Origin of the sequence: Kitasatospora sp. NPDC092948, assembly GCF_044754805.1 — a bacterium.
In the GTDB taxonomy this organism is placed as follows: Bacteria; Actinomycetota; Actinomycetes; order Streptomycetales; family Streptomycetaceae; genus Kitasatospora.
In genome coordinates, this window is sequence record NZ_JBIVPU010000013.1 from 172,860 (window position 1) to 196,116 (window position 23,257).

19 protein-coding genes, 1 rRNA gene, 2 pseudogenes and 1 riboswitch are annotated in these 23,257 nt (G+C 71.8%); of the genes and pseudogenes, 4 read left to right on the forward strand and 18 right to left on the reverse strand.

Going from position 1 to position 23,257, the window contains the following annotated elements; translation table 11 throughout:
* Positions 1 to 133: 133 nt before the first annotated feature.
* The 5 genes from ACIQF6_RS29730 to infC form a co-directional block, all read right to left on the reverse strand.
* A complete protein-coding gene (locus ACIQF6_RS29730; RefSeq protein ID WP_400900454.1) occupies positions 134 to 1,228 on the reverse strand; it encodes an ATP-binding protein in 1,095 nt (364 codons plus the stop codon).
* A 50-nt stretch (positions 1,229 to 1,278) separates the two neighbouring features.
* On the reverse strand, positions 1,279 to 2,133 hold the full coding sequence (locus ACIQF6_RS29735) for a TrmH family RNA methyltransferase (protein ID WP_400900487.1): 855 nt from the start codon (positions 2,131 to 2,133) through the stop codon (positions 1,279 to 1,281).
* 126 nt (positions 2,134 to 2,259) lie between these two features.
* Positions 2,260 to 2,646 carry a 50S ribosomal protein L20 gene (gene rplT / locus ACIQF6_RS29740; RefSeq protein ID WP_387643012.1) on the reverse strand — a complete coding sequence of 129 codons (387 nt, stop codon included), beginning with the start codon at positions 2,644 to 2,646 and terminating at the stop codon, positions 2,260 to 2,262.
* A gap of 104 nt (positions 2,647 to 2,750) precedes the next feature.
* Positions 2,751 to 2,945, reverse strand: coding sequence for a 50S ribosomal protein L35 (gene rpmI, locus ACIQF6_RS29745; protein WP_030268653.1), 195 nt, complete (start codon positions 2,943 to 2,945; stop codon positions 2,751 to 2,753).
* 132 nt (positions 2,946 to 3,077) lie between these two features.
* Entirely contained in the window at positions 3,078 to 3,785 is a 708-nt protein-coding gene (infC, locus tag ACIQF6_RS29750) for a translation initiation factor IF-3 (protein WP_400900489.1), read from the reverse strand.
* A 462-nt stretch (positions 3,786 to 4,247) separates the two neighbouring features.
* Between infC and ACIQF6_RS29755 the strand changes: the two genes are divergently transcribed.
* Positions 4,248 to 4,622 (forward strand): DUF1844 domain-containing protein, encoded by a 375-nt coding sequence (locus tag ACIQF6_RS29755; protein WP_043908889.1) that lies wholly within the window; start codon positions 4,248 to 4,250, stop codon positions 4,620 to 4,622.
* A gap of 627 nt (positions 4,623 to 5,249) precedes the next feature.
* On the opposite strand, the gene gcvP is transcribed toward ACIQF6_RS29755, so the two are convergent.
* Positions 5,250 to 8,120 carry an aminomethyl-transferring glycine dehydrogenase gene (gene gcvP / locus ACIQF6_RS29760; protein WP_400900457.1) on the reverse strand — a complete coding sequence of 957 codons (2,871 nt, stop codon included), beginning with the start codon at positions 8,118 to 8,120 and terminating at the stop codon, positions 5,250 to 5,252.
* Positions 8,121 to 8,338: 218 nt separating this feature from the next.
* Positions 8,339 to 8,444, reverse strand: a riboswitch (glycine riboswitch).
* Between the two features lie 187 nt (positions 8,445 to 8,631).
* Here gcvP and ACIQF6_RS29765 point away from each other — a divergent pair.
* The 3 genes and pseudogenes from ACIQF6_RS29765 to ACIQF6_RS29775 form a co-directional block, all read left to right on the forward strand.
* Positions 8,632 to 9,057 (forward strand): annotated as a pseudogene (locus ACIQF6_RS29765) (PRC-barrel domain-containing protein); the annotation flags it as partial.
* A 147-nt stretch (positions 9,058 to 9,204) separates the two neighbouring features.
* A pseudogene (locus ACIQF6_RS29770) lies at positions 9,205 to 9,618 on the forward strand (YsnF/AvaK domain-containing protein); the annotation flags it as partial.
* Between the two features lie 158 nt (positions 9,619 to 9,776).
* Positions 9,777 to 11,246 (forward strand): MFS transporter, encoded by a 1,470-nt coding sequence (locus ACIQF6_RS29775; RefSeq protein WP_400900459.1) that lies wholly within the window; start codon positions 9,777 to 9,779, stop codon positions 11,244 to 11,246.
* Between the two features lie 418 nt (positions 11,247 to 11,664).
* On the opposite strand, the gene ACIQF6_RS29780 is transcribed toward ACIQF6_RS29775, so the two are convergent.
* The 12 genes from ACIQF6_RS29780 to rrf all read right to left on the reverse strand — a co-directional run.
* Positions 11,665 to 13,095, reverse strand: coding sequence for a DNA polymerase IV (locus ACIQF6_RS29780; protein ID WP_400900461.1), 1,431 nt, complete (start codon positions 13,093 to 13,095; stop codon positions 11,665 to 11,667).
* A gap of 49 nt (positions 13,096 to 13,144) precedes the next feature.
* The gene (locus tag ACIQF6_RS29785) at positions 13,145 to 13,858 is read right to left on the reverse strand and encodes a vancomycin high temperature exclusion protein (protein ID WP_400900491.1); all 714 of its coding nucleotides are present in this window, start codon (positions 13,856 to 13,858) and stop codon (positions 13,145 to 13,147) included.
* Positions 13,859 to 13,922: 64 nt separating this feature from the next.
* A complete protein-coding gene (locus ACIQF6_RS29790; protein ID WP_400900463.1) occupies positions 13,923 to 14,612 on the reverse strand; it encodes a MerR family transcriptional regulator in 690 nt (229 codons plus the stop codon).
* Between the two features lie 301 nt (positions 14,613 to 14,913).
* Complete coding sequence (locus ACIQF6_RS29795; RefSeq protein ID WP_043908895.1) at positions 14,914 to 15,387, reverse strand: bifunctional nuclease family protein; 474 nt, start codon at positions 15,385 to 15,387, stop codon at positions 14,914 to 14,916.
* A gap of 88 nt (positions 15,388 to 15,475) precedes the next feature.
* Complete coding sequence (locus ACIQF6_RS29800) at positions 15,476 to 16,216, reverse strand: MerR family transcriptional regulator (RefSeq protein WP_400900493.1); 741 nt, start codon at positions 16,214 to 16,216, stop codon at positions 15,476 to 15,478.
* A 65-nt stretch (positions 16,217 to 16,281) separates the two neighbouring features.
* Positions 16,282 to 17,148 carry an FHA domain-containing protein gene (locus ACIQF6_RS29805; RefSeq protein ID WP_400900465.1) on the reverse strand — a complete coding sequence of 289 codons (867 nt, stop codon included), beginning with the start codon at positions 17,146 to 17,148 and terminating at the stop codon, positions 16,282 to 16,284.
* 181 nt (positions 17,149 to 17,329) lie between these two features.
* A complete protein-coding gene (locus ACIQF6_RS29810; protein ID WP_400900467.1) occupies positions 17,330 to 18,295 on the reverse strand; it encodes a DUF881 domain-containing protein in 966 nt (321 codons plus the stop codon).
* 10 nt (positions 18,296 to 18,305) lie between these two features.
* Positions 18,306 to 18,638, reverse strand: coding sequence for a small basic family protein (locus ACIQF6_RS29815; RefSeq protein WP_400900469.1), 333 nt, complete (start codon positions 18,636 to 18,638; stop codon positions 18,306 to 18,308).
* Positions 18,635 to 19,705, reverse strand: coding sequence for a DUF881 domain-containing protein (locus ACIQF6_RS29820; protein WP_400900471.1), 1,071 nt, complete (start codon positions 19,703 to 19,705; stop codon positions 18,635 to 18,637). Before ACIQF6_RS29820 ends, ACIQF6_RS29815 begins: the two co-directional genes overlap by 4 nt.
* 135 nt (positions 19,706 to 19,840) lie before the next feature.
* Positions 19,841 to 22,336 (reverse strand): sugar phosphate nucleotidyltransferase, encoded by a 2,496-nt coding sequence (locus ACIQF6_RS29825; protein WP_400900473.1) that lies wholly within the window; start codon positions 22,334 to 22,336, stop codon positions 19,841 to 19,843.
* 125 nt (positions 22,337 to 22,461) lie between these two features.
* Positions 22,462 to 23,073, reverse strand: coding sequence for a CDP-alcohol phosphatidyltransferase family protein (locus tag ACIQF6_RS29830; RefSeq protein ID WP_400900475.1), 612 nt, complete (start codon positions 23,071 to 23,073; stop codon positions 22,462 to 22,464).
* A 101-nt stretch (positions 23,074 to 23,174) separates the two neighbouring features.
* A 5S ribosomal RNA gene (gene rrf, locus ACIQF6_RS29835) occupies positions 23,175 to 23,257 on the reverse strand; the annotation flags it as partial.

Genomic DNA, 23,257 nt, shown 5'->3' on the forward strand with positions numbered 1-23,257 from the left:
GCTTCCCGTGCTCCTGCTCGTGATCAGGTCTGCTGCCTCGCCGGGCGTCCGCGAGAACGCCAAGGGTCGAGTGTAGTCGCAGGCCGCGACCGGCCACGCTGGGCGACCGCGGGACGGTCGGGCTCGGGGCGCCTCAGAGCATGAAGTCGGGGATGCCCGCCGGGAGGACGAACCGGAACCGGGCGCCGCCGCCGTCCGCGCGGCTGATCCGGATCACCCCGCCGTGCGCCTCCACGATGCCCTTCACGATGTACAGCCCCAGGCCCGTCCCGCCGCGCTTGGACCCCCGCCAGAACCGGGTGAACACCCGCGGCATCGCCTCCTCCGCGATGCCCGCGCCCTGGTCGCTGACGGTGACGGCGGTGCCCTCGATCAGCCGGGGCAGCGACCCGGCGTCCTCCACCACGTCCTTCGCCGGACCCAGTTCGATGGTCACGGTGCCCTCGCCGTGCCGCACCGCGTTCTCCAGCAGGTTCGCCAGCACCTGGTCGATCTTGTCGGGGTCGCCCCACTGCTCGCCCAGCGGCCCCGCCACCCGGATGTCGAACCGCTCCTCGGGGATGCCCGCCGCGACCTTCCCCTCCACGTGTCGGCGCACCGCCGCCGCCAGGTCCAGGCGCTGCCGGCGGATCTCCAGCCGGCCCGCGTCGATCCGCGAGATGTCCAGCAGCTCCGCGATCAGCCGGGTCACCCGGTCCGCGTCCGCGTCGACGGTCTCCAGCATCACCCGCTTCTGGCCGTCGTTGAAGCGCTCCCACTTCGCCAGCAGCGTCGCCGTGAACCCCTTCACGCTGGTCAGCGGCGAGCGCAGCTCGTGCGCGACGGTCGCGATCAGCTCCGCGTGGCTGCGCTCGGTCCGCCGGCGCGCCTCGGTGCCGCGCAGCGTCACCACCACCCGCCGCACCGGCCCGCCCGGCCGCTCCCGCACGTACCGGGCGCACACCAGCACCTCGCGCCCGCCGGGCAGCAGCAGGTTCCGCTCCGGCTGGCCGCGGCGCACCGCCAGGCCGCCGTACGGATCGGTCAGCTGCCACCAGCGCCGGCCGTCCAGGTCCTCCAGCGGCAGCGCCTGTTCCAGCTCCATGCCGATCGCGCACGGCGCGGAGCGGCCGGTGATCCGTTCGGCGGCCCGGTTGAAGACCGCCACCCGGCCGTGCGCGTCCGCGATCACCAGCCCGTCCGGCAGGTCGTCCGGGTCCAGGGTCGCCAAGCCGTCGTCGCCGCCCATGGGTGTCCTCCCCCGCCCCGCACCGGCTTTGAGGACCGACCCTAGCGCGCTCAGGCCGTACCGCGACACCCGCCGGGGGAGCGCTGGGCGCGCGCGGAGGCGTACAGGCACACGGCGGCGGCCGTGGCGAGATTCAAGCTCTCCGCGTGCCCGTGGATCGGGACGCGCACCACCTCGTCCGCCAGCGCCCGGGTCTCCTCCGGCAGGCCCCACGCCTCGTTGCCGAACACCCACGCGCACGGCCCCTCGAGGGTGCCCTCGTCCAGTTCCTGGTCCAGGTCGCGCTGCCCGGCGCCGTCCGCCGCCAGCACCCGAACCCCGGCCTCGCGCAGCCGCGCCACCGCCTCCTCGACCGGCACACCGGTGGCGAACGGCAGGTGGAACAGGCTGCCCACGGACGCCCGCACCGCCTTCGGGTTGTACGGGTCCACCGACGCGTCGGTCAGCACCACCGCGTCCGCGCCCGCCGCGTCCGCGGTGCGCAGCACGGTGCCCGCGTTCCCGGGGTCGCGCACGTGCGCGAGCACCGCGACCAGCTTCGGCCGGGCCGCCAGCACCTGCTCGAACGGGGTGTCGATGAACCGGCACAGCGCGACGATGCCCTGCGGGGTGACGGTGTCGCAGATCTCCGCGATCACTTCCTCGGTGGCGGTCAGCACCGGCAGCCCCTCGGCGTGCGCGGTGGCCACGATCTCGGCGTGCCGCTCGGCGGCCTCCCGGGTCAGGTACACCTCCACCACGGTGTGCTCCCCGCCGGGCAGCCGCCCGAACGCCACCGCCTCCCGCACGGCCTGCGGGCCCTCGGCCAGGAAGCGCCGCTCCTTGCTCCGCTGGTTGCGCTTGGCCAGGCGGCGGGCGGCGACGACGCGCGGGGAGCGCAGGGAGGTCAGCAGGGGGGTCTCGATGCTCATGCTCACGTTCTTCGTCACGGAGGGGCGGGAGGACAAGGGCGTGTCCGCGGGGCACAACGCACGGACCCGCAGGCCGGGCGGCCTGCGGGTCCGGGAAAAGCAGTCAGGGCACGGCCTGGATCAGGCGGCGACCTTGGGGGCGTTGACGTCCTCCGGCAGCGCCTTCTGGGCGACCTCGACCAGCGCGCGGAACGCGACGGTGTCGTTGACCGCGAGCTCGGCGAGCATCTTGCGGTCGATCTCGACACCGGCGGCCTTCAGGCCCTGCACGAAGCGGTTGTAGGTCATGCCGTTGTTGCGGGCAGCGGCGTTGATGCGCTGGATCCACAGCTGACGGAAGTCGCCCTTGCGCTTCTTGCGGTCGTTGAAGTTGTAAACGAGCGAGTGGGTGACCTGCTCCTTGGCCTTGCGGTACAGGCGCGAGCGCTGGCCACGGTAGCCGGAGGCGCGCTCCAGGATGACCCGGCGCTTCTTGTGGGCGTTCACTGCCCGCTTGACGCGTGCCACTTCATTACTCCTTGGTTCCGGACCCCGGGTTCGTGCCGCCGGTCCGTTATTCGATTCGGTCGGTAAGGATCAGCTGTGCCCGCAGCGCGGCCGCGGGCGGGCGATCACTTGCCGAGAAGCTTCTTGATCTTCTTGGCGTCGCCGGGGGCCATCTCGGCGTTGCCGGCCAGCTTGCGGGTCAGCGTCGAGGGCTTGTGCTCAAGCAGGTGGCGACGGCCGGCACGCTCGCGCAGCACCTTCCCGGAGCCAGTGATCTTGAAGCGCTTGCTGGCGCCGCTGTGCGTCTTCTGCTTCGGCATGTCGCCGTATCTCCTCGTCGGTCCGTTCGCGGCCCGCACCCCTGGGTGCGGGCCGGAACTGGATGGATCACGCCTCCGGGACGGATGCCCCGGAACCGGTGCCGATCCCACCCGGAATCTGAACCCGAAGGCTCAGGCGTCCTGGGCGGTCTCGGCGGGCTGCTCGACCTCGGCGGGCTCGGCAACGGGCTCGACCTCGGTGGCCTCGGTCTCCTCGACCTGCGCCACCTCGTCGGCCTCGTCCGCCTGCTCCGTGGCCGGGCCGCGACCGAGCCGCTCCGCCTTGCGGGCGTCGGCGGCGGCGCGGGCCTCGGCCATCGCCTCGGTCTTCTTCTTGTGCGGGCCGAGAACCATGATCATGTTTCGGCCGTCCTGCTTGGCCGCGGACTCCACGAAGCCGAGCTCCTGGACGTCCTCCGCGAGCCGCTGCAGCAGTCGGAAGCCCAGCTCGGGGCGGGACTGCTCACGACCGCGGAACATGATCGTGATCTTGACCTTGTCGCCCTGCTTGAGGAACCGGACGACGTGACCCTTCTTGGTGTCATAGTCGTGCGGGTCGATCTTCGGCCGGAGCTTCATCTCCTTGATGACCGTGTGCGCCTGGTTCTTGCGCGCCTCACGGGCCTTCATGGCCGACTCGTACTTGAACTTGCCGTAGTCCATGAGCTTGCACACCGGCGGGCGCGCCGTGGCGGCGACCTCGACCAGGTCCAGGTCGTACTCCTGGGCAAGCTCCAGCGCCTTCGCGAGCGGGACGATGCCGACCTGCTCGCCGCTGGGACCGACGAGTCGCACCTCGGGGACGCGAATCCGGTCGTTGATGCGGGGCTCGGTGCTGATGGGGCCTCCTCGGTTGCACCTTCTTCGATGCGGCCGTCGGACGGCGGTCGCACGTAGTGGTTTCGACCACTGGGCGGGGCTTCATTCATGCTCCGCTGCCACTCTGCCGTCTGGCAGAAGCACCGAACGCACGAAAAAAGCCCCGCACGGTACAGGCGGGGCTCCACACGTTCCGGGATGCCCTGACGGGCACCACTGGCAGCGGGCAATCCTTGCGGCGCTCGCCACGGACCGGACCCGTCGGCCCTTCGGCCGCTCGGGTGGGAGACTGTCGCGGTTGCCCTCTCGGGCCTCCTGAGGTGGAGCCTCCACTTGCTGGCCGGGCATCCGTAGAGGATTCCTGGCCGGTCAGTCTCGAAGCATACCAGCGTTCCGGGACCGACCGGTATTCCGGCCCGCCTCCGCCCGCCTTGTACGCTCCCTTTGTACTGCGCTTTCGCACCAGCACCCCGGAGTGACACCTTGACCAGCCAGCCCGACCACTCGTCCGAGTCCGACCAGGCCCTCGGTTTCGACGACCTGACCCGCGACATCGCCGAGGTCCCCGCCGTCGAGGTGATCACCACCGTCGCCGTCCACCTGATGAGCGCCGCCGCCGTCAAGTGCGGCCTGGCCGAAGGCGGCGAGGCCGACAAGGACCTCGACGAGGCCCGCAAGCTGATCACCGCCCTCGCCGGCCTGGTCACCGCCGGAGCCCCCGAGATCTCCAACTTCCACGCCGCCCCCCTCCGCGACGGCCTCCGCTCCCTCCAGCTCGCCTTCCGCGAGGCCTCCCTCGTCCCGGACGCCCCCGGCTCCGGCCCCGGCGAAAAGTTCACCGGCCCGGTCTACTCCTGACCCACCCCGCCCCACCCAAGGCGCCTCCCGCAAACCCCCGCCGGAGGCGCCTTCGCCATCCCCACCCCCTGCCACCTTCGCTTCCCCCTCCCCTGCCCCGCAGGACCCCGCCCTCCCCTCCCCCGCACGACACTCCCCCGCCTCCGCCACGCCCGCCGCAGGCATCCCTCCCCCACCTCCCCGCCTCCGGCCAGGCCCGCCGCAGGCGCCCTTCCCCCTCTCCCCTCCCCGCCCCGCCAGGGGCGCGGGGAACTGCGCGCAGCGGAAGACCCCAACGCCAAAGCCGCCCACCGAAGCCAACCCCCTCGCCGGACGGCTCTCGCAATACGCTCCCGCCCTCCGCCCCCGCCTCCGCCACGCCCGCCGCAGGCGTCCTCCCCCACTCGCTCTCCCCTCCCCGCCCCGCCAGGGGCGCGGGGAACTGCGCGCAGCGGAAGACCCCAACGCCAAAGCCGCCCACCGAAGCCAACCCCCTCGGCGGACGGCTCTCGCCATGTGACTCGCGCCCCTGCCGCAGGCACCATCCCCCCCGCCCCGCCAGGGGCGCGCAGCGGAGGGCCCCAATGCCGAAGCCGCCCGCCGAGGGAACTCCTCCGGCGGGCGGCTTCAGCGCTGCGCGGTCACCGATCAGGCGTCGTACTCGTCGAGCGGCGGGCAGGAGCAGACCAGGTTGCGGTCGCCGTACGCGCCGTCGATGCGCCGCACCGCCGGCCAGTACTTGTCCGCCGGGTTGACGCCCGCCGGGAAGACGGCCTCTTCGCGGGTGTAGGGGTGCGCCCACTCGCCGGCCAGCATCGACGCGGTGTGCGGGGCGTTGCGCAGCGGGTTGTCCTCCGCCGCCCACTCGCCCGCGCCGACCTTCTCGATCTCGCCGCGAATGGCGATCATCGCCTCGCAGAACCGGTCGATCTCGTGCAGGTCCTCGGACTCGGTCGGCTCGATCATCAGCGTGCCGGCCACCGGGAACGACATGGTCGGCGCGTGGAAGCCGTAGTCGATCAGGCGCTTGGCGATGTCGTCGACGCTGACGCCCGTCTCCTTGCTGAGCGGGCGCAGGTCGATGATGCACTCGTGCGCGACCAGCCCGCCGGGGCCGGTGTACAGCACGGGGTAGTGCGGGGCGAGCCGCTTGGCGATGTAGTTGGCGTTCAGCACGGCCACCTGGGTGGCGCGCTTGAGGCCCTCGCCGCCCATCAGGCGCACGTACGACCAGGAGATCGGCAGGATCGCCGCCGAGCCCCACGGCGCGGCCGAGATCGGGCCGACGCCGGTCGCGGGGCCGGCCTCGGCCTGGAGCGGGTGGTTGGGCAGGTAGGGGGCGAGGTGCGAGCGCACCGCGACCGGGCCGACGCCGGGGCCGCCGCCGCCGTGCGGGATGCAGAAGGTCTTGTGCAGGTTCAGGTGCGAGACGTCCGCGCCGAACTTGCCGGGCTTGGCCAGGCCGACCAGCGCGTTCAGGTTGGCGCCGTCGACGTACACCTGGCCGCCGGCCTCGTGGACGAGCGCGCAGATATCGGTGATCTGGGTCTCGAACACGCCGTGGGTGGACGGGTAGGTGACCATCAGCACGGCGAGCTGCTCGCGGTGCTGCTCGATCTTGGCCTTCAGGTCCTCGACGTCCACGTCGCCGTCGGTCAGCGTCTTCACGACGACGACCCGCATGCCGGCCATCGCCGCCGAGGCCGCGTTGGTGCCGTGCGCCGAGGACGGGATGAGGCAGACGTCGCGCTGGGTGTCGCCGTTCGCCCGGTGGTACGCCCGGACGGCCAGCAGACCGGCCAGCTCGCCCTGCGAACCGGCGTTCGGCTGGATCGACACGGCGTCGTACCCGGTGACCTCGACCAGCTGCTGCTCCAGCTCCCGGATGAGCGTCAGGAACCCGGAGGCCTGGTCGACCGGCGCGAACGGGTGCAGCTGGCCGAACTCGGGCCAGGTGATCGGCTCCATCTCGGTGGTCGCGTTGAGCTTCATGGTGCAGGAGCCCAGCGGGATCATGCCGCGGTCGAGCGCGTAGTCACGGTCCGACAGGCGGCGCAGGTAGCGCAGCATGGCGGTCTCGGAGCGGTGGCTGTGGAAGACCGGGTGGGTGAGGTACTCGTCCTCGCGCAGCAGCGCGGTGGGCAGCGCGTCGGCGTCCTCGGCGATCTCCGCGCTCACGCCGAACGCGGCGAACACGGCGGCCAGGTGCTCGCGGGTCGTGGTCTCGTCGCACGACACCGAGACGCGGTCCGCGTCCACCCGGTGCACGTTCACGCCGCCGGCCAGCGCCGCGGCGACGACCTCGTCGGCCTTGCCGGGGACGACGGCGGTCACGGTGTCGAAGAACGCGTCGTGGGCGAGCTCGACGCCGCCCGCGCGCAGGCCGGCGGCGAGCGCCGCGGCGTAGCGGTGGGTGCGGCGGGCGATGTCGGCCAGGCCGTCGGGGCCGTGGTAGACGGCGTACATGGAGGCCATCACGGCGAGCAGCACCTGCGCGGTGCAGATGTTGGAGGTGGCCTTCTCGCGGCGGATGTGCTGCTCGCGGGTCTGCAGGGCGAGCCGGTAGGCGCGGTTGCCGTCGGCGTCGACGGAGACGCCGACCAGGCGGCCGGGCAGGTTGCGGGCGTACTCGGCGCGGACGGCCAGGTAGCCGGCGTGCGGGCCGCCGAAGCCCATCGGGACGCCGAAGCGCTGCGAGGTGCCGCAGGCGATGTCGGCGCCGAGCTCGCCGGGCGAGCGCAGCAGGGTGAGGGCGAGCAGGTCGGCGGCGACGGCGACGATCGCGCCGAGCCCGTGCGCCTGGTCGATGACGGGCTTGATGTCGCGCACCGCGCCGGACGCGCCGGGGTACTGGATCAGCATGCCGAACACGCCGCGCTCGGCGATCTCGGCGGGGATGCCGTTCGACAGGTCCGCGGTGACGACCTCGACGCCGGTCGGCTCGGCGCGGGTCTCGATCACGGCGAGGGTCTGCGGCAGGGTGTCGGCGTCGACCAGGAAGACCCCGCCCTTGACCTTGGTGACGCGCCGGGTCAGGGCCATCGCCTCGGCGGCGGCGGTGCCCTCGTCGAGCAGCGAGGAGCCGGAGGTGGCCAGGCCGGTCAGGTCGGAGACCACGGTCTGGAAGTTGAGCAGGGCCTCCAGGCGGCCCTGGGAGATCTCCGGCTGGTACGGGGTGTACGCGGTGTACCAGGCGGGGTTCTCGAGGACGTTGCGGAGGATGACGGGCGGCGTGAAGGTGCCGTAGTAGCCGAGGCCGATCATCGAGGTGAGGACCTGGTTGCGGCCGGCGAGCTCGCGCAGTTCGGCGAGCACCTGGGCCTCGCTGCGGCCGGCGGGCAGGCCGAGCGCGGTGAGGCTGCGGATGGCGTCCGGCACGGCGGCGTCGGACAGTTCGTCCAGCGAGCCGTAGCCGACCTGGGCCAGCATCTTCTGCTGGGCGTCGCTGTCGGGGCCGATGTGGCGGTGCTCGAAGGGGCTGGCCTGCTCAAGGTCGGTGAGCGTCGGCTGGGCGTTCATGGGGGTCGGGCCTCCTGGTCGCGGACCGGCGGTGGTACGCACGCCGGCCGACCGCTGTGGGAGCGTCGGGGCGCACGAACCCGTCAGCCTCCCCCTCTGTCATCGGTACCTGAGAGCTTCACGCGCCCGGGTGGTGCCCCGGTCGGCTTGCACCGTCGGCGAGGTCAGGGTCCGGTGGCTTCGGTGCCGACGGTCCTGCCCTGCTTTCCAGAGTGACCTGATCCCACTCGGTACGGATGCCTGAGAGATTCCGGGGAGGGGTTGCTCCTTCGGCGTCCCGCAACCCTCTTGATCAGGGGGCCGGGACTCTCCCGAGCGGGCTCGGCGGTCGCCGCCCAGGGTACCAGCGCGGACCTGGACGATCACCGGTACGGCCCCGCGATCGGCCCCGGACGGAGGCGTTCGGGGCGACACCGTCCGTTACGTGCCTTTTGGTGTGGAATAGCGGCCCGGTGCGCTCCTCCGACCGCTCCCCCGACGGGTCCCCCAGGAGCAGCAGCGGGAGGACAGGGTGCAGACCGATATCGATCCGCGCGACCTGATCGGACACAAGGCGGTCGACCGGAACGGCGACAAGATCGGCACGGTCGACGAGGTCTACCTGGACGACGCCACCGGCGAGCCGGAGTGGGCGGCCGTCCGGACCGGGATCTTCGGCCGGGACGCCTTCGTCCCGCTGACCACCAGCGAGTTCACCGGCGACGAGCTGCACGTCCCGTACGACAGGTCGCTAATCAAGGAGTCGCCGGACTTCGGCGTCGGCCAGCACCTGTCCCCGGAGCAGGAGCTGGAGCTGTACCGCTACTACGGGCTGAGCACCTCGGGCGCCGAGGCGCCCGTCCGGTTCACCTCCGCGCCCGCCGGGAAGCCGGCCCCGAAGGAGTACTCGGAGAAGGTCGCCGACCGCGACTTCGGCGACCTCGCCTCCTCCCCGGAGCCCGGCCCGGTCCAGGGCCCGGCCCCCGCGCCCGCCGGCTTCGTCCCGCCGAAGGCCGCGCCCGAACGCCCGACCCGCCCCGCCGAGCCGCCGGCCGCCCGGACCGACCGGCAGAAGCCGGCCGCGCCGGTGGAGATCACCTGCCGCGAGGAACGCCTGGACGTCACCACCGAGTGGCACACCGTCGGCACCACCCGGCTGCGCAAGTACGTCACCACCGAGGCGGTCGAACGCCGGGTGCCGCTGGTGCGCGAGCGGGTGCGGGTGGAGCGGATCCCGGTGTCCGATGCGGAGCGGGCAGCGCTGAGCGACCAGGAGATCGCCGAGGCGGTCGAGGAGGTCACGCTGCGCGAGGAGCGCGCGGTGGTGCGCAAGTACCTGGCGCCGGTCGAGCGGGTGCGGCTGGTGGTGGAGCGGTTCACCGAGGAGGAGGTGATCCGCGAGGAGCTGCGCCGCGAGCGGGTGGAGGTGCAGGGCGCGGCCGGCGGTGCGGCCGACAAGGCCTCGCAGCGGCAGCCGTGGAACGCGCAGCCGCAGTCCCCGGCGGCCTCCGCGGTCTGACGGTTCGCCAACTTCCGGCCCCGGTCCGCCTCGGCGGGCCGGGGCCTTCGACTTTGCCAAAGTTTCACCATTAGATATTTGACAGAGTGAAGCATCTCCCGACATCGTTGCTTCAGTTCCTGCACTATCGCCTGCCTGAAGCAACCCGGAGGATTCCCGTGAGTGAGGCACCACAGCCCACCGCCACGGCCGCCAAGCCCACCAGCGCCAGGGTCCTGCCCGCGCTGATTCTCGCCATGCTGGCCTACAGCGTGGTCCAGACCGCGGTCGTCCCGATCCTTCCGAGTCTGGCCACCGAGCTGAAGGTGTCGGGCTCCGACATCACCTGGCTGATGACCGCCAACCTGCTCTCCGCGGCGGTCCTCACCCCGCTGCTGGGCCGCTTCGGCGACCTGCGCGGCCGCAAGCCCGTGCTGCTGATCTCGCTGGCAGGCCTGGTGCTCGGCTCCGGCCTCGCGGTCTGCACCCACTCCTTCGGCCTGCTGGTCGTCGCCCGGGTGCTCCAGGGCGCGGGCGGCGGCGTGCTGCCGCTGGCGATCGCCATCGTCCGTGACGAACTGCCGAAGCAGAAGGTCACCGCCGGCGTCGCCGCCATCTCCGCCTCGATGGGCGTCGGCTCCGGCCTCGGCCTGGTCGCCACCGGCCTGCTGCTGGAGCACTGGGACTACAAGTCGATCTTCTGGATGGGCCTGATCTTCGGCCTGGCCGCCGTCGCCCTGGTGATCCTGCGCGTGCCCAGCGACCCGGTCGTCGACAAGAGCGGCGGCGCCGACCCGCTCGGCGCCCTCACCCTGGCCGGCTGGCTGTCCGCCCTGCTGATCGCCGTCAGCCGCGGCAACGAGTGGGGCTGGGGATCCACCCGCACCCTCGGCCTGTTCGCCGTCGCCGCCGTCGTCGCCCTGCTGTGGCTGCTGGTCGAGGCCAAGGTCGCCCACCCGCTGGTCGACCTGAAGATGATGGCCCGCCCGGCCGTCGCCTTCACCAACATCTCCGGCCTGCTCATCGGCTTCGGCATGTACGGCTCGTTCATGGTGATCAGCAACTTCGCGCAGACCCCGGAGAAGCTCACCCACTACGGCTTCACCGCCACCGTCCTGCACGCCGGCATCATGCTGCTGCCCTCCGCGATCGGCTCCATGGTCGCCGCCCCCGTCGGCGCCCTGCTCATCGCCCGCCGCGGCCCCCGCCTCCCGCTGGTCCTCGGCGGCCTCCTCGGCGCCGTCGCCATGGCCTACCTGGCGCTGCGCCACAGCGCCGAGTTCGACATCTACCTCTCCTCCGCCGTCTTCGGCCTCGGCGTCGGCCTGGCCTACGCCGCCATGCCCGCCTACATCAACGGCGCCGTCCCCGCCGAACAGTCCGGCATCGCCAACGGCATGAACGCCGTCCTGCGCACCGTCGGCGGCGCCATCGGCACCGCCGTGATGGCCGCGATCCTCACCGGCGACACCCTCAAGCTCCCCATCCCGGTCCACCTGCCCACCCTGAACGCCTACCAGCACGCGTTCTGGGTCGCCGGCGCGATGTGCCTGGTCGCCGCCATCGTCCCCTTCGCCATCCGCCGCACCACCCCCGCCGCCACCCCCATCGAGCAGCCCGCCCCGGCCCTCGCCAAGACCGACGCCTGACGGCGTCCCCCTCGCGTACTGGACACACGCGAGTCACCACGGACACCCCCCGCCACGGGCATCGGCGGGGGGTGTCCGTCGTACCCGCCAACCCCAAAACCGGGCCACGCACCACCAGAGGACGCACCACCAGAGGACGCACCCCCAACGGGCGCACCGCCAGAGGACGCGCCGCTAGGGGGACGCGCCGCCAGCGGAGACACCTCCAGGGGACGCACCACCAGGGGCGCGAGGAACTGCGCGCCCAGCCACCCACCCCCCGCAAGATCGCGCCACCACCCCTGGCCCCACCCACCTCACGCCCGCGCTGACGAAACCCCGCACCGCCGAAGGCACATGCGGGTGCAACCCCAGGGGCGCGAGGAACTGCGCGCCCAACCGCCCACTCCCCCGCAAGGTCGCGCCCGCCCCACCCACCTCACGCCCCGTGCGGCCCCGGACGCCTCAACGGAAGCGCTCCCGAAGCCGACAACTCCTCGTCGTCCACCGCGAACGTCCGCACCCGCCCCGGCCGCTCCGAGTACGGCGTCTCGAACCGCACCGTCACCCGGCCGACGCCACTCCCCTGCACCCACCCCGGCCCGAACTCACGGTGCGTCACGTCCTGCCCCGGCCACCACCGCCGGACCGCGGGCTCGACGGAAGCCTTCTCCGCCCCAACCTCGCCCGACTCCGACTCCGACCCCGAATCCGCTCCCGTCCCCGTCCCCGTCCCTGCCCCCGCTTCCTCGGCGGCCCCTCTCTCCTCCCTCTCCAACTGCGCGAACAGATCCTCCTGCGTGTAGTCCGCGAGCTGCGCCACCCCCACCCCCAGCAGCCGCACCCCACCCGTGGTGTCCACCTGCCCGGCCAGCCGCCGCGCCGTCGCGGCGATGACTTCGGGATCGTCCGTCGGCCCGCGCAGCGTCTCCGACCGGGTCAGCGTCGAGAAGTCGAACCGCCGGACCTTCAGTACCACCGTCCGCCCGGAGCGCCCGGCCGCCCGCAGCCGCCGCACGCACCGCGCCGCCAGGTGGTCGACCTCCCGCAGGATGCGCTCCCGATCGGCGAGGTCGACCTCGAAGGTGTCCTCGACCGAGACCGACTTGGCGTCCCGGTCCGGCACCACCGGCCGCTCGTCCCATCCCAGCGCCATCTGGAACACGCCCGCGCCGTGCGCCTTGCCGAGCAGTCCGACCAGTTCCTCGAACCCGGCCTCCGCCAGGTCCGCCACGCTCGTCAACCCGGCCCGGCGCAGCGCCTGCTCGGTGGCCGGCCCGATGCCGGGCAGCGCCCGCACCGGCATCGGCGCGAGCACGGACCGTTCGGAGCCGGGTTCGATCAGCACCAGCCCGTCCGGTTTGGCCTGCTCGGAGGCGATCTTCGCCATCAGCTTGGACGCGGCGGCGCCGACCGACGCGGTCAGCCCGGTGCGCTCCACGATGTCGGCCCGCAGGTCCTCGGCGAGCGCCAGCACCAACTGCGCGCCTTCCGCGGGCGTCGCGTCGGCCAGCGCCGGCCCGTACGGCCCGGCCTCCAGGTCGACGAACGCCTCGTCCAGGCTGAGCGGCTCGACCAGCGGGGAGCGTTCCCGCAGCAGGCTCATGACGATCTCGCTGTTGGCCCGGTACGCCTCGAACCGGCCGGTCAGGAACGCCGCGTTGGGGCACAGCCGCCGCGCCTGCGCCATCGGCATCGCCGAGTGCACCCCGAACTTCCGCGCCTCGTACGACGCGGTGGAGACCACACCGCGCCCGCCCAGGCCGCCGACGATGACGGGCTTTCCGCGCAGGCTGGGCTTGGACGCCTGCTCCACCGCCGCGAAGAAGGCGTCCATGTCGAGGTGGATGATGCTCGGCACGGACCGCACCGCCCGATCATCCCGCGCCCCACCGACAATCCCTGCCCGGACGGGCGTTCTACCCTCGTGCCGCGTCGGCGAGCGCCCGCGCCACCCCGTCCTCGTGCCGCCCCAGGAACGTCGGATCGGGCCGCACCACCACGTTCACGAACGCCTTCGCCGCCCCGGCGATCTCCCGCACCTCGCCGTAGTGCCAGGTGGTGTCGTGCCACTCCTCCACGCCGACGCCGGACGCGTCGATCCCGGCGGCCCGGCACAGCGCCAACGCGCGCCGCACGTGGAAGGTCTGACTGATCAGCACGGCCTTGTCGACGCCGAATATGCGGTGCGCACGGGTGCAGGAGTCCCAGGTGTCGAAACCCGCATAGTCGCCGACCACCCGCACCTCGGGCACACCGCGTTCGACCAGGTACGCGCGCATCGCGTCGGTCTCGTCGTACTCGCGGGTGCCGTTGTCGCCGGTCACCAGGATCGCCTGCACCTTGTCCGCCCGGTACAGCTCCAGCGCGGCGTCCAGCCGGTGCGCCAGGTACGGGGAGGGCTTGCCGTCCATCAGGCCGGCGCCGAACACCACCGCCACCGGCGCGGCCGACACGCTCTGCACGGTGCCGACCTTGTGGGCCTGCGTCATGAACAGCCAGGCGTCGGGGGTCAGCATCAGCGCCGAACACACCACCAGCGCCTGGAACCATCGCCGCTGCCCGCGTCTGCCGCCCCAGCCGGGCGGCCGCCGCGTCAGCAGCCACCGCCAGCGCCGCCCGAGCCCCTGCATGATCGTCCACACAGGGGACTTGACGATCCGCCCGCCCGGCCGGTTCCCGCCGGCCGACCGGCCGTCAGACCGCGCGGTTGCGGCGCTGCGCCAGTTCGTCCGCCGGATCGTGGCCGAGCAGCGTCTCGCCGGTGTCGGTGCGCTCGCCGTGCAGCCGGCCCAGGGTGGCCTCCAGCTCCTGCCAGACCGCGCCGACCGCGATGCCGAACACGCCCTGGCCGCCGTTGAGCAGGTCGACGACCTGCTGGGGTGAGGTGCACTCGTACACGGTCGCGCCGTCGCACATCAGCGTCAGCCCGGTCAGGCCGGCCTGGTCGGCGGACTGCAGGTGGGTGACGGCCACCCGGATGTTCTGCAGCGACACACCGGCGTCCAGCAGCCGCTTGACGATCTTCAGCAGCAGGATGTCCCGGAAGCTGTACAGCCGCTGCGCGCCTGCCGGGTGCCCGGACGAGTGCCCGGAGCGCACCGAGGGCTCCAGCAGTCCGGTGCGCGCCCAGTAGTCGAGCTGCCGGTAGGTGATGCCGGCCGCCGCGCAGGCCGTGGGGCCGCGGTAGCCGACCAGTGCGGAGGTGGGGGTGAGCCGTTCGATCGCCGGCTGCCCGGGCTGGACGGCCGGGAACCGGCCGAGTCGGGGCAGCTCGTCAGCGTCCGGCTCGGGCCGCCAGGGGCGCCCGATCGGACCGCGGCCGGCGCGCGGCACGTGCACCGCGCACAGGGCTCCGGAACGCGTCTCGTCGCCGGTGCCGCTCATCGCCAACCTCCGTCCATTCCGCCTCAAGGCCCCCGTGGCCCCGCACGGACCCGGGCGGGCCCGGACTGCGGGCGGCCCGTCCGGCGGGCCATCACCTGACGGTAGGCAGTCGCCCAAGCACCGTCAACGATCGCCACGCCGGGGCCTCGCACAAACTTCACCCCATCGAGTGGTTATTCGTGCCCCATGTGCGGGTAGCGGAATGGATTTCTACCACAGCCGAGTTGCGGCCCACGGCCCACCCCGCTAGCAGGACGTCCACCACCGGTCACCGGTGGTGGACGCAGCGGGAACGACCGAACTACTGCGGGCCGCCGCCGAAGTCCTCCGGCGAGACCTGGTCCAGGAACTCCCGGAACTTCTCGACCTCGTCCTCCTGCTCGTCCGGGATCGAGATGCCGGCCTCCGCCAGCACCTCCTCGCTCCCGAAGATCGGCGTACCGGTGCGCAGCGCCAGCGCTATCGCGTCGGAGGGACGCGCACTGACCTCGGCACCCCCGGAGAACACCAGGTCGGCGTAGAACACACCGTCCCGCAGATCGTTGATCCGCACCTCGGTCAGCTGCTGGCCGAGCGCCTCCAGCACGTCCTTGAACAGGTCGTGCGTCAACGGCCGCACCGGAGTCATGCCCTGCTGGGCAAAAGCGATCGCGGTGGCCTCCCCCGGCCCGATCCAGATCGGCAGGTAGCGGTCACCGCCGACCTCCCGCAGCAGCACGATCGGCTGGTTGGAGGGCATCTCCACCCGGACACCCACGACGTCGAGCTCATTCACACCAGCAACCCTATGGCGCGCGCCCCCGATAGGAAAGCGCAGCAGGCAGCGGCCACCGCGATCCGGACGCCGCCGACCCGCCGCCCGCTCAGGACCGGGCCCGCAACCCCGCCTGAACCATCGCCGCGTGCAACCGCACCGACAGCGTCGCCAGCTCCCGCGCCGTCGCCTCCGCGTGCGCCCGGGTCTGCGGGTTGCGGTGCCGGCGCAGCGGCGCCACCACCTGCTCCACCAGCGAAACCTCGCGATCCGCGGCCGCCTTCACCGCCCGCAGGTGCCGCGGCTCCAGGCCGAACCGGCCCAGCTCCGCGACCAGGCGCGCGATCTGCAGCGCCTCGCCGTCGTACCCGCCGTCCGGCCCGGGCTGCACCAGCCCGTACGACTCCCATTCGGCGAGTTCGCGCTCCTGCGCCTCCGCCGCCGCGATCAGCTCCGCCCGGCCGAGGCGCACCCCGCCCGCGGACGACGACCCGGCCAGTTCCCGGTCCGCCTCCTCCAGCGGCCCCGGGCGCGCCTCCGCCCCCGGCAGCGCCGGCGGCTGCTCGCCGCGCTCGATCGCGTCCAGGTGCTCGCGGATCACCCGCAGCGGCAAATAGTGGTCGCGCTGCATCCGCAGCACGTACGCCAACCGCTCCACGTCCGCCGCCGAGAACTTCCGGTAGCCGGACGGGGTGCGCTGCGGCTCGACCAGGCCCTCCGCCTCCAGGAAGCGGATCTTCGAGATCGTCACCTCCGGGAAGTCGTCCCGCAGGAAGGCCAGCACCGCGCCGATGGACAGCAGTTCGTCACCCCGTCGGCGCGCCTCGCCCGCGCGGCGCGAAGCCGGCACGGGCGAGGACCCGAGGGACGGGGTCGGAGTCTGTGGGGTCACTCGGGCTCCAAACGGAGAAGTGGTCAGTACCCCCGGTGGTGACTGGCGAAGAACACCAGCCGGTACTTACCGATCTGCACCTCGTCGCCGTTGCTGAGCAGCACCTCGTCGATCCGCTCCCGGTTGACGTAGGTGCCGTTCAGGCTGCCCACGTCCGCGACCGAGAAGCCGCCGTCGGGCTGCCGGCGGAACTCCACGTGCCGACGCGACACCGTCACGTCGTCCAGGAAGATGTCCCCCTGCGGGTGCCGACCTGCCGTGGTCACGTCCGAGTCCAGCAGGAACCGGCTGCCCGAGTTCGGGCCGCGCTGCACGATCAGCAGCGCCGAACCCGGCGGCAGCGCGTCGATCGCCGCCATCACCTCGGCCGACAGCGTCGGCGTGGCGCCCGTCGACGTCGCGGTCGGGTCGTACGACTCGATACCGGAGATCGAAATGGTGGACGTGGTCTCGGCCGCGCCCTCCGGGAAACCGCCGCCACGCAGCTGAGTACCGCAGTTCGAGCAGAACCGGGCCTGCGCCGGGTTCTGGTTCCCGCACCGCGGGCACGGGCTGGTGCCAGCCATGTTCACAGCCTCCTGGCGCGGCACACCCGACTGGGGGTGACCGGCGTAGGTGTCCGGGGCAAACCCTCCACCGGAGGTTGAGGGTCCTGACGGGAAACCTATGCGCGGGTTGCCCGAGGAATCAACCGACGCGCCGTAACCCGCGTCGAACTGCCCGGTCGGCATGCCGGCCCCCTGGGTCACGTCCTCCCGGTACAGCGGACGCTGCCCGTCCGGCGCCGGACGCGCCGCCGGAACCCCGGCGTCGTCCTGCCGGTACCGGGCGGTCGGCGCCTCCGCCGCTGCCTGCTTGTTACGGCCGAAAAGCTTCGAGAAAAAACTCACGGGCGAATCCCCTTGCGTGTGACAGAACCGCCCGCGGGGCAGGGTTCAGGGCTCAATGTGGCGGTAAGCCCGGCATCCGGCCGGAAACTGACGATCGACAGGACCCAGTGTCGCCGACGCCCCACGGGCACCCACCACCGGGGGCGACCCGCAGTTGACGAACCGTACGGAGCGCGCCCCGTCACTTCGCCGCCGGCTTGCCGTACTGCAACGGCCGCGGGGTTGCCAACGCGTCCACCAGCACCTTCTGCTGCTGGACGATGGTCGCCCGAGCCTGCTGCTTCTCCAAGCTGCGCACCACACCACCGGGAATGTTCAGCGCCGGAGTCAGATCCTGCGGATTGCCCACCACGGTGAAACGGAACGGCTGCGACACGCTCTGCCCGTCGATCCGCACACCACCGCCCGAGGCGTTGTCGGTGAAGGACGTCCCGGCCACCACGCGCACGTCGTTGATCTGAATCGCCTCCGCCCCCGCCGCTCGGAGTTCCTGCAGGGTGTCCAGCAGCATATCCGCCTTCACCTGCCCTTGGGGATCATCAATCGTCAGCACGATGCCCGGACCGGCCGCTTTCTCCGTCCCCGCCAGCACCCCGAGTTCGGCCGCCTTCTTCCGGGTCTGCTCCTGCGCCTCCTTGGCCTGGTTGGAGGAGTTCTCCAACTGCGCCAGGTTCTGCTCCAGTTGCGTCTTCTCGAACTGGAGACGCTGCTGCCGGCCGTCCAGTTCGTCCAGGATCCGCACCAGGTCCTCCTGGCGCGCCCCGCGCAGCTGGCTGTGGTCGTTCGTCGACCGCACCTGGATCGCCAGCGCCAGCCCCAGCGCGAACAGCAGCAGCGCCACCACCAGTTGACCGCGCGACACCCGCGGCGGCCACAGCGCCGCCTTCAACCGGGTCCGCCCGTCCGACGGCAACTCCACCGGCTCCGGCGCGGTCTGACGCGCCCCCACCGGCTTCTCCGCCACCGCCTCGACCGCAGGCTCGACCTCCGGCTCGACCGCCGACTCCCGCCCGGCCTCCGGCTCCACCTCCGGCTCGGGCTTGGCCGGCGCCGCCTCGGGCTCCGCCGGCGCCGTCCGGGGCTCCTCGCTCTCCGGCGCCCCGCCCGGCTGCTCCGGGCCGTCCTGCGGCTTCTTCTCCTCGCTCACAGCCGATCCCCTAAGCCCGGAACACGTGCCGGCGAATCGCCGCCGCGTTCGAGAAGATCCGGATGCCCAGCACCACCACCACGCCGGTGGACAGCTGCGAACCCACGCCCAGCTGGTCGCCCAGGAACACGATCAGCGCCGCCACCACCACGTTCGACAGGAACGACACCACGAAGACCTTGTCGTCGAAGATCCCGTCCAGCATCGCCCGCACGCCGCCGAACACCGCGTCCAGCGCCGCCACCACCGCGATCGGCAGATACGGCACCACCGCGTGCGGCACCTCCGGCTGCACGAATATGCCGACGACCACGCCGATCACGAGACCCAGTACGGCAATCACGGTGTAGCTGCTCCTGTTCCGGTGGGAGTGGACTTCACAGTCGAACGCGCGGACGGCTGCTTCGTGCCCGGCGACTTGCCGGCCGGTGACGACGGCGACGCGGACGACGACGACGGCGGCCCGGACGACGGCGACGCGGACGACGACGGCGGCGCGGGCGGCTGGGACGGCGCGGGCGACGGCTCCGGCGACTGTGTCCCGGCCACCCGCAGCGTCACACCCAGCGCGGCCGGCAGCGTCAACGACTTCTGCACCGACACCGTCGAACGGATCCCGTAGCTGTCCTGAATGACCTTCAGGTAGTGGCCGCCCTCGTTGTCCTGGAACGCCTGCGCCAGCCGCGGCCCGTCCCCGATCGCCAGCAGCGTGTACGGCGGCACCAGCGGCCGGTTGTCCACCAGGATGGCGTCACCGGCGGCCCGGATCGCCGACAGCGCGGTCAGCCGCTGCCCGTTCACCGACACCGCCTCCGCGCCCGCCAGCCACAGGCCGTTCACCGCGTACTGCAGGTCGTGGTCCTGCACCCGGCCCTTGTTGCCGAAGCCGTCCGCGTTCCGGGGGTCGCTCACATTGCCGCCGGCGCCGGTGCCGGACGCCTCCTCGATCACCAGCTTGATGCCCGGCCCGGTGATCGCCCCCGTCCCGGCCTGCGCCGCCAGCCGCGCCAACCCGCCGTCGTCACCCGACTGCAGGGCCTGTTCCTGCGCGTCCGCGACCTTCTCGCGGTCCTGCTCGACCTGCCGCTGCAACGCGTCCGCCGCCTTGTTGGCGTCGTTCACCCGGCTCACCAGGGCGTCCCGCTCCTTCGCCAGGACCGGCGCCGCCTGCTGGGCGTTCACCGCCCCGACCGTCACCACCCCCGCCGCCAGCGCCAGCCCCAGGGCCAGCACCAGCCGCCCCTTCGCCGTCACCGGCAGCCGCGACCGCCCCTCCGCCCCGCGCGCCCGGGCCGCCTCCGCGTACCCGTCGTCCAGCGAATGGTCCATCACCGTGGTCAGCAGGGACATCGAGGCGTCCGGACGGCGGAACCGCCCCTCCGGGTCACTCGGCGTCGACGTTGCTGGCATGCGCCACATCGTTTCACGACCGTACGGCGGCCCACGACCAGCCCCCGGGCCCGCAGGACGGATTCGGCACACGATCGTGACAAACGCCCGGAGGGGACGGGCCCGCAGGCCCGCCCCCACCAGAAACTCTCCGCACTACCTCCCGGCGCCGTCCACGACCGCGGCCCACTCGTCCAGCAGCCGCTCCGTGGCCTCGTCGTCCGGGCCCTCCGCCCACAGGTGCGTCACGGCCTCCGCCGGGTCCGGCAGCACCAGCGTCCACCGGCCGTCCGCCTCGACCACCCGCACGCCGTCCGTGGTGTCCAGCGTCCGGTTGCCCGCCGCCTCCACCACCGAGCGCATCACCATGCCCTTCGCGGCCCACGGCGTCGCGATGTCCCGCTTCTGGATGTGCGCCTGCGGGATCCGCGCGTCGATCTGACTCAAGGTCAGCTGCGTCCGCGCCACCAGGCCGACCAGCCGCACGAACGCCGCCGCACCGTCCAGCACCCCGGAGAACTCCGGCACCACGAAACCGCCGCGCCCGTCGCCGCCGAAGATCGTGCCGTCCGCCGCCGCGGTCTTCGCCAGATCGTGCGGCGACGTCGTCGTCCACACCACCTGGGTGCCGTGGTACGCCGCCACCTGCTCGGCGATCCGGGTCGTCGTCACCGGCAGCGCCACCTTCCCGGCCCGGCGCTCCGCCGCCACCAGGTCCAGCAGCACCAGCAGCGCCCGGTCGTCCTCGATCACCCGGCCCTGCTCGTCCACGAAGGACACCCGCTCGCCAACCGGATCGAACCGCACCCCGAACGCGGCCCGCGAGGACGCCACCAGCTCACCCAGCCTGGCCAGCGCCGCCCGCCGCTCGTCCGCGCCCTCCGTCGGCCGCGCCTCGTCCAGGCCGCCGGCCACCGTCAGCGTCTCCACCCCGAGCCGCCCCAGGATGCTCGGCAGCACCAGCCCGGCACTGCCGTGCGCGGCGTCCACCACCACCTTCAGGCCGGCCTCCCGCACCCCGGTGGTGTCCACCTCCCGCAGCAGGTTCGTCGCGTACGAGTCGAACACGCTCGCCGGGTGCAGCAGGTCGCCGATCTCGCCCGGGAACGCCCGCCGGAACTCCTGCCGCGCGTACACCCGGTCCAGCTTCCGCTGCCCGGCCTGCGACAGGTCCGCGCCGCGCTCGTCGAAGAACAGGATGTCCAGCGAGTCCGGCACCCCCGGCGTGGTCCGCAGGAAGATCCCGCCCGCACTCCCCCGCGCCGTCGCCTGCCTAGCCACCGGCATCGGCACGTTCTCCAAGTCCCGGACATCGATCGCGCTGGTCTGCAGCGCCGAGATCATCGCCCGCTTCAACGCCCGCGCACCTCGCGAGTGGTCCCGCGCGATGGTGACGGTGGCACCCTTCTTCAACGTCGTCGCGTAGGCCCCCGCCAGCCGCACCGCCAGCTCCGGCGTGATCTCCACGTTCAGGATGCCCGACACGCCGCGCACCCCGAACAGGTGCTCCTGGCCGCGGGACTCCCAGATCACCGAGGTGTTGACGAACGCGCCGGCCTCGATCGTCTTGAACGGGTAGACCCGGACATTGCCCGCGATGATCGACTCCTCGCCGATCAGGCACTCGTCGCCGATCACCGCCCCCTCGTCGATCCGCGCCGCCTGCATCACGTCGGTGTTCTTCCCGACCACGCACCCGCGCAGATTCGACTGCGGACCCACGTACACGTTGTCGTGCACCACCGCCTTGTGCAGGAACGCGCCGCGCTTCACGACCACGTTCGACCCCAGCACGGTGTGCTCACGCAGCTCCACGCCGGCCTCGACCTTGGCGTAGTCGCCGATGTACAGCGGCCCGCGCAGCACCGCCTCCGGGTCCACCTCGGCGCCCTCGGCCACCCACACGCCCGGCGAGATCTCGAACCCGTCCAGCTCGACCTGGACCTTCCCCTCCAGGACGTCCGCCTGGGCCTTCAGGTAACTCTCGTGGGTGCCCACGTCCTCCCAGTAGCCCTCGGCAACATAGCCGAACACCGGCTTGCCTTCCTTGAGCAACTGCGGGAACACGTCGCTCGACCAGTCGACCGACTCCCCCGCGGCCACATAGTCGAAGACCTCCGGCTCCATCACGTAGATACCGGTGTTCACGGTGTCCGAGAACACCTGGCCCCAGGTCGGCTTCTCCAGGAAGCGCTCGACCTTGCCCTCGTCGTCCGTGATGGTGATACCGAATTCCAACGGGTTCGGCACCCGGGTCAGGCACACCGTCACCAGTGCGCCCTTCTCCCGGTGAAAAGCAATCAGCTCGGAAAGATCGAAGTCCGTCAGCGCATCACCGGAGATCACCAAAAACGAATCGTCCCGCAGCGCATCCTCGGCGTTCTTGACGCTGCCGGCCGTCCCCAGCGGTGTTTCCTCGTTGGCATAGGTGAGGTGCATCCCCAGTTCCTCACCGTCGCCGAAGTAGTTCTTCACCAACGACGCCAGGAACTGCACAGTCACCACGGTGTCAGTGAGGCCGTGCCGCTTCAGCAAGCGCAGCACGTGTTCCATGATCGGCCTATTGGCGACCGGCAACAACGGCTTGGGCATGCTCGAAGTCATCGGGCGGAGTCGAGTGCCCTCCCCGCCCGCCATCACAACGGCTTTCATTACGGGTGCGTCCTCCTTCGCGGTGGTGAACCCCTGCGGGTCCATCAAAGCGGTCCGACGCATGTCTACCCGGAAGAAATGATCCGACTCACCGTGGAGGCCGTGTGAAACGTCTCAGGCTGATCTCAAACGGTAGCCGTACGCTCCGCCTTCAGCATCTGCCGAGCCTGCACGGCATACAGCGCGCCGGCCCACCAGTACAGCGTCGTCCCCCACCAGATGAACGCCCAACTCACGGCCTTCGCAACCTGGTGCACCCACCCTTCGCCGACCCCCAGCAGCAGAAGCGGAAACGCGTACATCAGATTGAACGTGGCGGCCTTCCCCAGAAAGCTCACGTTCAGCGGCCCGTAACCCGCCCGGTTGAGCCGCAGCAGCACCACCCCGACGAACGCCTCCCGGGCCACCAGCAACGCCGTCAGCCACCACGGCAGAATCTCCCGCCACGTCAGCCCCACCAGCGTCGACACGATGTACAGCCGGTCCGCCGCCGGATCCAGCAACTGCCCCAGCCGGCTGATCTGCCCCCAGCGCCGGGCCAGCTTCCCGTCCAGATAGTCGCTGACCCCACTCAGCATCAGAACGACAATCGCCCACCCGTCGTTCTTCGGCCCCCCGAAGACCGGCCACAACACCAACCAGAGAAAGATCGGTACGCCCACCAGCCGAGCCATGCTCAGCAGGTTCGGGATCGTAAGGATCCGGTCGGTCTGGACGCGCGTCTCCTGGACCTCCACTGTGCGGAGCCTCCTGTGGTACCAACGACAAAGTGTGCGGAATTGACCTTACAACAGAAAAGCCCCCTGACATCCCGTCAGGGGGTTTCTCCAGAAGAATTGTTCGGCGGCGTCCTACTCTCCCACAGGGTCCCCCCTGCAGTACCATCGGCGCTGTGAGGCTTAGCTTCCGGGTTCGGAATGT